The organism is Streptomyces sp. NPDC059828 (assembly GCF_042731955.1).
Classification (GTDB): domain Bacteria; phylum Actinomycetota; class Actinomycetes; order Streptomycetales; family Streptomycetaceae; genus Streptomyces.
The window spans coordinates 122,254-135,197 of sequence record NZ_JBHWIW010000012.1; the positions used below are offsets into that span (position 1 = coordinate 122,254).

At 71.9% G+C, this 12,944-nt stretch carries 7 protein-coding genes; 4 read left to right on the forward strand and 3 right to left on the reverse strand.

Annotated elements, in window-relative coordinates:
* The first annotated feature begins 81 nt into the window (after nucleotides 1-81).
* Nucleotides 82-3,360 carry an ATP-binding protein gene (locus ACFV6V_RS10710; RefSeq protein ID WP_385562086.1) on the forward strand — a complete coding sequence of 1,093 codons (3,279 nt, stop codon included), beginning with the start codon at nucleotides 82-84 and terminating at the stop codon, nucleotides 3,358-3,360.
* Between the two features lie 39 nt (nucleotides 3,361-3,399).
* Here ACFV6V_RS10710 and ACFV6V_RS10715 read toward each other — a convergent pair whose 3' ends face one another.
* The gene (locus ACFV6V_RS10715; protein ID WP_385562088.1) at nucleotides 3,400-5,496 is read right to left on the reverse strand and encodes a sigma-70 family RNA polymerase sigma factor; all 2,097 of its coding nucleotides are present in this window, start codon (nucleotides 5,494-5,496) and stop codon (nucleotides 3,400-3,402) included.
* Between the two features lie 124 nt (nucleotides 5,497-5,620).
* Nucleotides 5,621-6,568: a TetR/AcrR family transcriptional regulator gene (locus ACFV6V_RS10720; RefSeq protein ID WP_385562091.1), complete on the reverse strand. Its 948-nt coding sequence runs from the start codon at nucleotides 6,566-6,568 to the stop codon at nucleotides 5,621-5,623.
* Between the two features lie 339 nt (nucleotides 6,569-6,907).
* Here ACFV6V_RS10720 and ACFV6V_RS10725 point away from each other — a divergent pair, with 339 nt between their 5' ends.
* Together ACFV6V_RS10725 and ACFV6V_RS10730 are read left to right on the forward strand one after the other, a co-directional pair.
* Nucleotides 6,908-8,455, forward strand: a complete 1,548-nt coding sequence (locus ACFV6V_RS10725; protein WP_385562094.1) for an NAD(P)/FAD-dependent oxidoreductase — start codon at nucleotides 6,908-6,910, stop codon at nucleotides 8,453-8,455.
* 203 nt (nucleotides 8,456-8,658) lie between these two features.
* The gene (locus ACFV6V_RS10730; RefSeq protein ID WP_385562097.1) at nucleotides 8,659-10,425 is read left to right on the forward strand and encodes a SpoIIE family protein phosphatase; all 1,767 of its coding nucleotides are present in this window, start codon (nucleotides 8,659-8,661) and stop codon (nucleotides 10,423-10,425) included.
* Here ACFV6V_RS10730 and ACFV6V_RS10735 read toward each other — a convergent pair.
* Entirely contained in the window at nucleotides 10,422-11,732 is a 1,311-nt protein-coding gene (locus ACFV6V_RS10735) for an MFS transporter (protein WP_385562100.1), read from the reverse strand. The genes ACFV6V_RS10730 and ACFV6V_RS10735 overlap by 4 nt on opposite strands.
* Nucleotides 11,733-11,860: 128 nt before the next feature.
* Between ACFV6V_RS10735 and ACFV6V_RS10740 the strand changes: the two genes are divergently transcribed.
* Nucleotides 11,861-12,475, forward strand: a complete 615-nt coding sequence (locus tag ACFV6V_RS10740; protein ID WP_385562103.1) for a MarR family winged helix-turn-helix transcriptional regulator — start codon at nucleotides 11,861-11,863, stop codon at nucleotides 12,473-12,475.
* Nucleotides 12,476-12,944 lie beyond the last annotated feature (469 nt).

A 12,944-nucleotide genomic window follows, 5' to 3' on the forward strand; every position in this document is an offset into this window, starting at 1 on the left:
CCGTGCCGCGGGGGACCCACGACCACTCCGGTGCGGGGAAAAGGTGAGGTACCCCCGCACCCCCTTCGGGAGAATGGCTCCGTGCGGTATCTCATCCTCGGCGTCACCGAAGCCCGTGACACCCATGGTCACCCCCTCCCTCTCGGCGGCCCCAGGCTCCGCGCGCTGCTCGCGGCGCTCGCGTTGCGGGGCGGCCGGGTCGCTTCCGTGCGGGAGCTCGTCGGGGACGTGTGGGACGAGGATGGGCGGGGGGACCCGCCGCACGACGCCCCCGCCGCCCTGCAAGCACTCGTCGGACGGCTGAGGCGAGTCCTCGGCAAGGACGCCGTGGAGTCGACCCCGGGCGGCTACCGCCTCGCCGCGGCTCCCGGCGACATCGACCTGTTCGTGTTCGAGCGCCTCGTGCGCACCGGCACCGCGCGGCTCGACGCGGGCGAACCCGCCGCCGCAGCCGCCGCGTTCCGCGAAGCCCTCGCCCTGTGGCGGGGCCCCGCACTCGCGGACCTGCCCGGTGAGAACCCGGGCGTGCGCCCCGAGGCTCAGCGGCTCGCCGCCGTACGGCACCGCGTCGAGGCCGATCTGCGGTGCGGGAACACCAGAGGCCTCGTCCCCGAGCTCGAGGAACTGACCTCGGCGCATCCCTACGACGAGACCCTCCGCGCCCAGCTCATTCGCGCCCTGCGGGCCGACGGCCGGCATGCCGACGCCCTCGCCGCGTACGAGGACGCCCGTCGCACCCTGGCCGACGGCCTCGGCACGGACCCGGGTCCGGAGCTGGCTGCACTGTACGAGCAGCTGCTGGAAGGGGTGCAGGCGGTACCAGCCGCTGTTCCGGAGCCGGAAGCCAGAGGCAACCTCCGCCCCCGGCTCACTTCCTTCGTCGGTCGTGAGGCCGAGCTCGCGGCGATCCGCGCCGAGCTGACCCGGTCACGTCTCGTCACCCTCGTCGGTCCCGGAGGCGCGGGCAAGACCCGTCTCGCCGAGGAGGCCGCCGCCCCGGCCGACGGCCCGGCCGCCCCCGCCTGGCTCGCCGAACTCGCCCCGCTGGACCACCCGTCCGCCGTACCCGGAGCCGTGCTCTCCGCCCTGGGCCTGCGCGAGACCAACCTGATCACCCGGGAGGGGCAGGCGCCCCACGACGACCCCGCCGCCCAGCTCGTCGAACACCTCGCGCACCGCAGCCTGCTGCTCATCCTCGACAACTGCGAACACGTGATCGGCGCCGCCGCGGCACTCGCCGAGACCCTGCTCACCCACTGTCCCCGGCTGCGTATCCTCGCCACCAGCCGTGAGCCGTTGGGCGTCCCGGGCGAGACCGTACGCCCGGTGGACTCGCTGTCCCACACCTCGGCCCTCCACCTGCTCGCCGACCGCGGCACCGCCGCCAACCCCCGCTTCCGCGTGCAGGACGACCCGGCGGCGGCCGGTGAGATCTGCCGCCGTCTCGACGGACTGCCGCTGGCCGTCGAACTGGCCGCCGCCCGGCTGCGGCTGCTCACACCGCGCCAGATCGCCGACCGCCTCGACGACCGCTTCCGGCTGCTGACCAGCGGCAGCCGGACGGTCATGCCCCGCCAGCAGACCCTGCGCGCCGTGGTCGACTGGTCCTGGGAGCTGCTGGACGAGACCGAGCGCACGGTGCTGCGCCAGGTGTCCGTGTTCGCCGGTGGCTGGGACCTGGCCGCCGCCGAGGCGGTCACGGGAACCCCGGACGCCCCGGCGCTGCTCGGCGCCCTGGTGGACAAGTCCCTGGTCACGGTGGCCCCCGACGGCACCGGCCAGATGCGCTTCCGGCTGCTGGAGACCATCCACGAGTACGCCGTCGAGCGCGCCGCCGAGACGGCGGAACTGCGCGTGGCGGCCGAACGCGCCCACACCGCCCACTTCACGGCGCTGGCCGAGCGGGCCGCCCCGGAACTGAGGTCGGCACGGCAGCTCCCGTGGATCCGCCGGTTGGAGAGCGATCTCGACAACATCCGTGCCGCACTCCACCGCGCCACCGGGGACGGGGACGGGGACGGAGGCGGAGACGGGAACGGTGACGGTGACGGCGGAGACGAGCCGTACGCGATCCGTCTCGTCATGGCGATGGGCTGGTTCTGGTGGCTGCGCAACTACCGTCCCGAAGGACGCGCCTGGGTCGCACGCACGATCGCCCTCAACCCCGGCCCGGACGGTGATCCCGACGATCCCGGCGACCCCCGCTACTGGCCCCGCATGGAGCTGCACATGCTCCACCTCTTCCTGGGCTTCGACGAGCGCTCGGAGGACGACGTCCGCGAAGACGCGGAGGCCCAGCGCATCATGCGCCGACTGCGGCGTGCCTTCGCCGACGGTGGTCCTGTGGCCGCCCGACTCCCCGGTCTGATGTGGCCCTTCCTCGGCTATCTCATCGACGGGCCCGACGGCATCCTGCCGATCCTCGACGCGGCGATCCTCAACTGCCGACGCCATGGCGGGGAATGGGAGACCGCTGTCATCCTGATGTTCCGTACCCACCTGGCCATCGACCACCGCGGGGGCTTCGCCTCCATCGACGACGACCTTGCCGAGCTGCGGGCGATCAGCCGCAGGGTCGGGGACCGCTGGATCCGTGCCCAGGTGGCGAGCGCCGTCGCCGAGACGAGCATGATGCGCGGCAGGTACGAGGACGCGCGGGCCGCCTTCACCGAGGCGCTCGAACTCGCCCGTGAGGTCGGCGCCCATGCGGAGGCACCGTTTCTGCTCGCGCGGCTCGCCGATCTGGATCTCCGCACGGGAAACACGGACGCTGCGGAGAAGGGTCTGGACACGGCCGTGGACGAAGCCGTGCGCCACAACGTGCAGGACGCCCTGGGGTACATCGACTTCATGCGCGCGATGATCGCCCTGGACCGCGGCGAGATCGACCAGGCCCGGGAACACGTGAACGCGGCACAGGGAGCGTGCGCAAGGGGCACACCTCCCCCGCAGTTCGCGGCCGTCCTCGACGCGCTCGATGCGCGCGTCCTCGTTCAGGAGCGCCGGGCGGACGGCGTCGGCGCCGGAGCGCGGGGGCTTGCCGGGGCCCTGCGCAAGGGCCGGGACGCCCAGTGCGCGGAGCTCGTCGTCGCCCATCTCGCGGAGAGCGCCGCGACGGTGCTGCCGCTGCTCGGTGAGGACCGGCTCGCGGTGCGGCTCGTCGCGGCGGCCGGTGCCTGGCGGGGCGAGTGTCCCCGCGCGGTTTACGAACTCCGGATGACGGCCGCTGTCGAGTGCCGGGCGCGGGCGAGTCTCGGCGGCGAGGCGTTCGCGGCCGAGCAGGCGGCGGGGGCGCGGCTCAGCCTCGCCGAGGCCATCGAGGCGCTGGACGCTGCCGTGTCCCCCAGCGGGTCGGCTTAGGCGCTGCTCAGGCGTGGCAGGTTGGGCGCGGTCACGGGCCTAGGGGCAGCTGATCCGCGCCAGCGCCCAGTCCGCCATCGCCACCGAACCCAACGGCGACTGGGGCTCCACCACCAGCCGGACCGTGCCGTGCCCGGCGATGCCGAGGCTCACCGGCACCGCGGCATCACCCCGGCGCAGCGCCGGCGACTGCCACAGGCGCGCCCCGTCCCCGTATACGGAGAAGCGCACCGCGCCTCCTGCGAGGGTCGCGTCGTCGACGCCTGCAAGGGCCTCGAAGGTGTCGCACGAGCGGTTGAGGTCGATGGCGATGGACGAACGGGCGCGGACGGAGATGCCGTGTCGGTACCGGGCGCCGTCGATCGACATACCCCAGCGCTGCCATAGCCAGCTGCCCGTGCCCACTCGGATCTCCGGCTCTGTATGAGGCCCGAACGTCCGGTACGCCAGTCGGTTGACGAGGTAGATCGCCGGCTCCGGTGTCGGAGCCGGCGGGACAGGCAGCGAGGGAGGTGGGGGTGGAGCAGGCGTGGCGGTCGACGGCGTCGGGGCCGGCGTCGGTTCGGCCTTCGGCGGGGTGGTGGGCCCGGGAGCGGAGGTCGTGGCCGTCGGCCCTGGAACGGTGGCGGGCTCGTGCTGTACGGCCGGCCGCCCGGAGGACGGCTCCCGCGAAGGGAGCGGTCCTCCGGGCGCGGCAGGTCGCTCCGGGATCCGGGACGGGCGGATGGCCTCGGGCACGACGGGCTGCGCGGCGGGCGGCTTCGCCACCGGCTCCGGCAGGGCATCCGGACGGGGTCCGGAGAACGCGGAGGACAGCGCCCATACGAGCGCCGCGGTCGCGGCGGCACCCGCCGCGACCGCCAGCACCCCGACTTTCACCGGAGCGGCAAGCCCCTCCGCCACCGCGGCGCTTCCAGCCGTGCCAGAGGCACCGGAGGCACCGGTCGCCCCGGCCCCAGAAGCCCCGCCTGCCGCGCTGCCTCCGATCGCCGCGCCACCGATGGCCCCAGCCCCCGCCACGCCGCCGGCCACGATCCCGGCAGCCTTCAGCGAGTAGCCGGTGGCGAGCCAGCCGATCACCGCGACCGGCACCACAGCCGGAATCCCCGCGTTGACCTGCTCCAGCTCACCCGCGGCCAGCCGGCATCGGGAGCACTCCTCCAGATGCTTGCGCAGCCCGCGCTCCGCCCGCATCCGCAGCCGCCCCCTGGCATACGCCCCCAGGCGGTCGGCGTACTGAGCGCAGTCCCCGCCGGCGGTGAGCGCGCTGCTCACATGTGCCTGGAGGTAGGCCTGCCGGAGGCCTTCGCGGGCCCGGCTGGCGAGTACGGCTGTGGCGTTGGCGCTCAGCCCGAAGAGCGGGGCCACCGCGCCCGGCGACTCCTCTTCGACGGCCGTGTGCCAGAGCACGGCCTGCCACCGCTCGGGCAACGAGCGGAAAGCCCGCACGGCCAGCGACTGCTCGGCCGCCTGCATCGCCCGCACGTCCGCGCCCGGGGCGAGCGGTGTCAGCGGACCGGACGCCGGGGTAGGCGAAGCAGGGGAGGCGAGGACGGCGGATTCGACGAAGTCAGCGAAATCGGCGACCAGCTGCTCCCGCTTCGTCGACCTCGCCCAGTCGGCCGCCACCCGGCGCACGGCGGTCAGCAGATAAGCCCGCACCGCGTGCTCGGGCCCTGCTCCGACCCGCACCGCGTGCAGGGTGCGTGCGAACACCTCGGCGGTCAGGTCCTGCGCCGTGTGCTCGTCGCGGCAGCAGGTGCGGGCGTAGCGGCGCACGGCTTTCGAGTGGCGGCGGAACAGTTCGTCGTAGGCGCTGAGGTCGCCCCTGCCGTTGACACCGCTGTCCCTGAGCCGCTGGAGCAACTCGGCGTCGGACGGGGGCAGACCGATGACCGCCCCCGTGCCCCCGGCCCCACCCGCACCCGTCCGCGCACCGCGCTGCGGTGGCACTGCGGAGTCGGCTTTTCGCGTGTGCCTGCCCGCGCCGGCCGGGCCGGCCGCTCGCGGGCGGTCCGGCCCGCCCTGGCTCGGGATGAGTCCATGGCGCGGCCGACCCGCCCCCGGCCCGTTCGTACCGCCGAGTGGTTCGTCACGACCGTCAACGCTCACCGAGTAAGCCCCCATACACCCCATAACCCGAACATCGGCTCAGAGTGCCAGAGAACGACCACGGCCAGAACTCAGCCATCAGACATCCACCCATCCGGGTGGATTAAAGGGACGGATCAGGGGTGAAGTGGGGCGGGGACGCCCTCCGTCACATCGGCCGCGAGCGAAGCCCCTCCAGCAGGATGTCCAGCAGCCGAGCGGAAGCCGCCGCCTGCTGAGCCGCGTCCGGCAGCGACGGCGCGGCCGTGGCTATCACCAGCAGCACATCGGCCACGGTGACGTCGCTCCTCAGCTCACCCGCGGCCCGCGCGCGATCCACCAGCTGCCCCACGACCTCCAGCAGCTCACCGGCACCGGCGTCGTCCGGATCGGCCGTCGGCTGGCCCGTCGTCTGCCGCACTCCGGCCGCCGCACGCGGATCGGCGTGCCCGTCGTGGCTCTCGAAGCTCTGCCGCTGCTGCGGCACCCTCGCCCCGACGGCCGCGCTCCCCGCCTGCTCGTGGCCCTCCTGCCGGGCGTCCTGCCCGCCTGCGCCCATGACCTCGGGGACGACCGTCGAGTCGTCCACGTCCACACCGACCCGCAGCACATGCGGCGGCAGCAGCCGGCCCGCACCCGAGGCGACCGAGGTCCGAAGGAACCGGGAGAGTGCCGACCACGGCTCCTCCTCCTGCCCCAGCGCGGCACGCGCCTGCTCGGTGAGCCGGGAGGTCTCCTCCTCGGCTATCCGCCGCACCAGCACGTCCTTGCTCGGGAAGCGGCGGTAGACCGTGCCCACACCGACCCGTGCCCGGCGCGCCACGTCCTCCATCGGTGCCCCGTACCCCAGCTCGCCGAACACCTCGCGAGCGGCGCGCAGCACGTGCTCCAGATTGCGCTGGGCGTCCACCCGCAGCGGCGCCCCGCGCCGCGCTCCCGCGCCACCCCCGGCCACGGAGCCGGTGAGGGCCCCTGCGGTACCGGCGGCTCCCGCCGCGGTCATCGTCCCCGCGCTTGTCCCCGTGCTCGACCCCAGGCCCGCAACCGGTCCTGTCACGGCGCGTCCGTTGCTGTCGGAAGCGACAGCGGTCTGCCAATGCGCGTCCTGAATATGCATATCTGTTCCCCCGGTAATGATGTCGTCTCCCCCCGGAGACTCCCCTCCCCTGACAGTCGGGGTGAATGGGACCAGTCACTGTCCTGTCGCCCCGACGAAGTACGAACATAGTTGAGTCGGGGTCAATTCAGAAGGGTCTCTTCCGCACGGTGTGCCCCCCGATCGGAGCAAGGGCCGGAACGTTCCCGATTCCCACCGCTCTCACTACCCCCGCCACCCATGCTGACCTGGGTATTTTCCCCTACAGGTGCAAATCGGACCGGTGATGCCCAGCCAGGATCTCCGGTCACACAATTTGACGAGCCTGTGGACAAACTCGTGTCGCCGTTGCGTCATGGGATGGTGAAGGCTGCATACACCCGGGACACGACCCCCGGCACTTCGCCGCGCACACGCATCCTCGTCGTCGGCGGAGGCTACGTGGGGATGTACACCGCGCTCCGCCTCCAGAAGAGACTCAAGGGCGAGCTGGGCCGCGGGGAGCTCGAGATCCTCGTCGTCACGCACGAGCCGTACATGACCTACCAGCCCTTCCTCCCCGAGGCTGCCGCCGGGAACATCTCACCGCGCCATGTCGTCGTCCCGCTCCGCCGCGTCCTGGAGCGATGCACGATCGTCATCGGCGAGGTCAGGTCCGTCGACCACGCCAAGCGCACCGCGACGGTCACCACCCTCGCCGCGGACGACGAGGGGACAGGCCCGATCGAGATCGGCTACGACGAGCTGATCATCGCCCCCGGCTCGATCTCGCGCACCCTCCCCGTCCCCGGCCTCGCCAGCTACGGCATCGGCTTCAAGACGGTCGAGGAGGCCATCGGCCTGCGCAACCACGTCATCGAGCAGATGGACATCGCGTCCTCCACCCGGGAACCGGCCCTGCGCGACGCCGCCCTCACCTTCATGGTCGTCGGCGGCGGCTTCGCGGGCGTCGAAGCGCTCGGCGAGCTGGAGGACATGGCCCGCTACGCCACGCGCTACTACCACAACATCAAGCCGGGCGACCTGAAATGGGTGCTGGTCGAGGCGAGCAGCCGCATCCTCCCCGAAGTCGGCGAGGAGATGGGCACCTACACCGTGCGTGAGCTGCGCCGCCGCAACATCGACGTGCGGCTGGAGACCCGGCTCGACTCCTGCGAGAACCGTGTCGCCGTCCTCAGCGACGGCAGCCGGTTCCCGACCCGCACGGTCGTGTGGACCGCGGGCGTCAAGCCCGCCCCCCTCCTCGCGGCGACGGACCTGCCGCTCAACGAACACGGGCGCCTCAAGTGCACCCCGCAGCTCACCGTCGAGGGCGTCGATCACGCCTGGGCGGCCGGTGACGCGGCCGCCGTACCCGATGTCACGTCGTCGGTGCCCGGCACGGTGACTGCCCCGAACGCCCAGCACGCCGTCCGCCAGACCAAGGTGCTCGCGGAGAACATCGTCGCCTCGCTCCGCGGCCGCCCCCTCAAGGAGTACGCGCACGCCTACGTCGGCTCCGTCGCCTCACTCGGGCTACACAAGGGCGTGGCCCATGTCTACGGCCGCAAGCTCAAGGGGTACCCGGCCTGGCTGATGCACCGTGCGTACCACCTCAGCCGGATGCCCACGCTCAACCGGAAGGCCCGCATCCTGGCGGAGTGGACGCTTTCGGGGCTCTTCAAGAGGGAGATCGTCTCGCTCGGCTCGCTCGAACATCCACGCGCCGAGTTCGAACTCGCCGCGGGTGCCGTCCCGTCCAGGCCCCTTACACGCCGTCATGAGGATCCGCCTCCTCTCGGCAAGAGCCGTGGGCAGAGCCGCGGGAGGATCCGGGGAGAGAAGCGGACGGGTCCCGCCGAGGGCGGGGGAGGAGAGGGAAAGGGTAGCCGGGAACCACTGACGAGTGAGGACCGTGCGGAGGATTGACCCTCCTGTCAGTGCGGTCGGCCACACTGGGCGTGTGACGATAGGCGCACCGGCACCCGCTGGGCATGGGGTGACCGGAGCGACCCGCGTGAGCCGCGACTGAACGGAGAGCCCCGTCCCGTGGTGGGATGCCCCACGACGACCAGCACCCCCACGCTGCTACCCGAGACGATCAGCACAAGACACGCGAGGCTTGAAAATCCGTGAACTTCACGCGTTGGAGCGCCCGGCTCCCCGGTACGCAGCGTCGCGCGGCAGCGCGGATCGACCGCGGCTCCGTGCCCGCGGCCCGCGGTGAGTACGACCGGCGACCCGAGCCGCCGTCTCCAGATGCTGACGCCACTGACGCCAGGGTCGCCTCAACCGCCGGTGCCGCCGAACCAGCTGAGCGCACCGAGAGCACCGAAACCAGCGGCGCCGGCAACGCGGACGGTCCCGCCGGCACCCACGGGACACCCGCGCTCGAGCAGTTCGCCGTAAGGGAGCTGCTCGGCCGCCTGCCCGCGCTCGTCGCCCTCGTCCACGGCCCTGAGCACCGCATCACGTACCTCAACGACGCGTATGCCGCCGCCTTCGGCCACCGCCCCATCGGCGCCCCGGCCGCCGAGGCCTGCCCCGAGCTCGTCGAACTGGGGCTGCTGCCGCTGATGGAGCAGGTGCTGCGCAGCGGCAAACAGCGCACGGTGAAGTCCCGCCGCGTACAAGGCGGAGGCTCGTACACCATCACCTGCATGCCCGCCGACCCCACCGGCGGCGGCGCTGAAAGCGGTGTTCTGGTGTTCGCGGCCGATGTCACCGACCACGCGGAGGCCGCCGAGCGGCTGCGCGCCAGCGAGCGCCGCCACCGCGAAACGGCTGTCACCCTCCAGCGCTCCCTGCTCCCGCAGGAGCTCGAGCAGCCGGACGACCTGCGGATCGCCGCCGAGTACCGCCCGGGCGGCACGGATGCCGCGGTCGGCGGTGACTGGTACGACGTGATCACCCTCGGCGCCGGTCGTACGGCCCTCGTCATCGGGGACGTCATGGGCCGTGGAGTGCGCGCCGCCGCCGTCATGGGGCAACTGCGCACCGCGGTCCGCGCCTACGCCCGGCTCGACCTGCCCCCGCACGAGGTGCTCCAACTGCTGGACGGACTGGCCTCGGAGATCGACGCCACCCAGATCGCCACCTGCGTGTACGCCGTCCACGACCCCAACGAGGGGCATCTCGTGTACGCGTCGGCGGGGCACCTGCCGATCCTCGTACGGGACGCGGACGGCGTGGTGCACCGCGCCGAGGAACCGACGGGACCCCCGCTCGGCACGGGCGGCTGGCTCCACACATCCGGCACGATCGCGCTGCCTCCCGGCTCCCTGGCCGTCCTCTACACGGACGGCCTCGTGGAACGCCGCGGCGAGGACATCGACGAGGGCGTGGCCGCCCTGGAGCAGGCGCTCGCGGGCGCGAGCGGCAGTCCGCAGGTGGTCTGCGACCGGTTGATCCGCTCCCTCGGGGTGACGGCGGAGCATGACGACGATGTCGCCGTGCTCGTCCTCCAGCACCCCACCCGCGCGGGAGCGGACGCGGAGCTCTTCCACAACGCCGCCCTTGAGCTGCTCGGCGGCGTCGAAGCGGCGCCCCGTGCCCGCGCCTTCGCTTCCGGGGTGCTCGCCTCCTGGCGCTTCCCGGTCGAGCTGTGCGATCTGGGCGTGCTCGCCGCCAGCGAGCTCGTCGCCAACTCACTCCAGCACGGCACGCCGCCCATGCGGCTGCGGCTGCGCCGCACCGACCGGCGCCTGACCATCGAAGTGACGGACGGGGACGACCACCTGCCGCGCAGACGGCGAGCCGAATCGGAGGACGAGGCGGGCCGCGGGATCTCCATCGTCGCGACGATCGCCTCGTCCTGGGGCAGCCGCCGCACTCCCGGCGGCGGCAAAGCGGTGTGGTGCGAGTTCGCGCTGCCCGACCGGCCTCGGCAACCCGCTTAGGCGACAGCCTCGACGTGCTCCCGGCTCTCGTGGTGCGGCCTGCGCTGCGCCACGATCCGGGACTTCGCGGCGAGGGCCGGCCTGTCCTGCTCGGGCGTCAGTCGCTTGCCCAGGCGCAGGGCCAGCGCGGTGATGCCGAGCGAGAAGAGCACGAACGTCACGACGTACGGGCCGTGCAGTGTGGCTCCCATCGGTCCGCCGATGGCGGGTCCCACGGCCAGTGCCAGCTGCTTGACCAGGGCGAACGCGGAGTTGTACTGCCCGACCATCGACTCCGGCGCCAGATCGGCGACCAGCGGGGCCACGGTCGGCGACAGCATCGCCTCGCCGAGCCCGAAGAGCCCGTACGTCGAGATGAACGCGGCGGCTGCCATCGCCTGGCTGCCGTGCCCGAGCCCGGCGTACCCCGCGAGCAGCCAGGCGACCGCCCAGAGCAGACCGACGGCGGCGATCACCCGGCTGCGCCGCCGCCGCTCGACGTACTTCAGCACGACGAACTGCGCGACCACGATCACCGCGGTGTTCGCGGCGAGGGCGTAGCCCAGGGTCTCCGGGCCGATGCCGGCCGCCTCGGTGCCGTAGGCCGCGAGCCCGGACTCGAACTGCCCGTAGCAGGCGAAGAAGAGCACGAAGCCCAGGACGCACAGCTGCACCATGGCCCGGTGTCCGAGCAGCGCCCGCATCCCGCCCCTGGCCTTCGCCTCGGTGTTCGGCGGCATCGCGTCACGGATCGCCGGTGAGCCGGGCATCCGGACGGTCGCCGCCAGCCCGGCCAGTACGACGAACATCGCGGCCTCGATCGCGAACAGCAGGGTGAAGCTGCCGGGCCTGCTCTGGTCCACGATCTGGCCGCCGATCAGTCCGCCGACTCCGAGGCCCAGGTTCTGGAGGAAGAACTGTGTGGCGAAGGCCCGGGTACGTGTGGACGGGCTGGAGCACCAGACGATCATCGTGGCCAGCGCGGGCTGCATCACGGCCGTGCCCGCACCGAGCAGGGCCGCCGACAGCACGGCCATCGCCACGCTCCCGGACAGCCCCATGCTCAGCGCCCCGGCGGACGCGAGCAGGGCGGCCACGACCACGACGGAGAGCGGACCCCTGCGGTCGATGGCCCGCCCGGTGAAGGGCAGCACGACGAGCGCGGCCATGGCGAACACGGCCAGCACCGCCCCCGCCGTCGTCGCGCCGAGGCCGCGCACCTGGGCCACATACACATAGAGATACGGAACCGTGAAGCCGAGCCCGAACGCGCTCAGCGCGTTCCCCGCCTGGATCCGGCGCATCGCGGCGCCCCTCACCCTGGTCACACTCACCTACCTCGGTCTGGTTGGAATCGGGAGGACTGAAGTCTGAAGACTTCGAAGCTAAAGTTAGAACCTTAACAATACACATCGAAGGACTTAGAAGCCAACGGGATGCATGGGATAGTGGCGCCATGCCCGACACCCCCGACCGTTCCGGCCGCGCGAAGAGCCCCACGAAGACGGCGCCGGACGCCTCGCCGCAGACCCAGCAGCTCCCGCAGGAGCCGAGCCTCGACGAGCAGATCGCCGCGTATCAGCGCGAGTTCCAGGACCTCGACCCCCAGGTCGAGCAGGTCGTCTCGGCCCTCGGCCGGCTCAACCGTCGGATGAACGTCGCGTACGGGCGCCAGGTCGCGGCCCTCGGCATCAGCAACGCCGAGTGGGAGGTCCTGAAGACTCTTGTCCTCTCCGGCGAGCCCTACCGCCTTGGCCCGGGTGAACTCGCCAAGCGGCTCGGCCTCACCCCGGCTGCCATGACCCACCGCGTCGACCGCATGGCGAGCGACGGCCTTGTCACCCGCGACCGCGACGAGAACAACCGGGTGCGCGTCATCGTCGAGCTGACCGACGAGGGCCGTACCAAGTGGCTGGAAGCGATGCGCATGGCATCGGACTTCGAGGAGGAGCTGCTTCAGGACCTGTCGGGCGAAGAGCGGGGCGTGCTGGGCGAGATGCTGATCCGCCTGCTTCGCCGAGTGGAGCACGCCCAGCCGGACGCGGGCGGCCGACTGAGCGACCTGGACTAGAGGCCCGGGTCAAGTTGACACTCACCTGGGCGATCCGTAAGGTTCTTCGAGTTGTCACGGGGCCGGAACGGTTCTGTGGTGACCATCCCGCCGCAGACTGCGGCAACCAAACTCTGAACGACTCCCAGTCGGGATGAATTTCGCATGTCGAAATTCATTTCGAAGGCTCGATTATGGGCCGCCCGGGAAATCCGCTAGAGTTTGGGCGTCGGAACGGCCGTGAGGCCGGGAAGGCGAACCCCCTCTGACTGGGAATCAGGACCGAAAGGATCTGATAGAGTCGGAAACACCGGAAAGGGAATTCGCGAAAGCGGAGGAACGGCCCGGAAGCCCGCTCCAGCGGGTGGCGGAAACGGAAATCGGATCTGCTAAGCTGGAAACACGAAGGGAAGCGCCCGGAGGAAAGCCCGAGAGGGTGAGTACGAAGGAAGCGTCCGTTCCTTGAGAACTCAACAGCGTGCCAAAAATC

What these genes read in the sequence shown, in the direction of transcription:
- ACFV6V_RS10715 (WP_385562088.1), bottom strand. Translation starts at nt 5,496, where the DNA reads ATGGGGTGTATGGGGGCTTACTCGGTGAGCGTTGACGGTCGTGACGAA.
- ACFV6V_RS10740 (WP_385562103.1), top strand. Translation starts at nt 11,861, where the DNA reads ATGCCCGACACCCCCGACCGTTCCGGCCGCGCGAAGAGCCCCACGAAG.
- ACFV6V_RS10725 (WP_385562094.1), top strand. Translation starts at nt 6,908, where the DNA reads ATGGTGAAGGCTGCATACACCCGGGACACGACCCCCGGCACTTCGCCG.
- ACFV6V_RS10720 (WP_385562091.1), bottom strand. Translation starts at nt 6,568, where the DNA reads ATGCATATTCAGGACGCGCATTGGCAGACCGCTGTCGCTTCCGACAGC.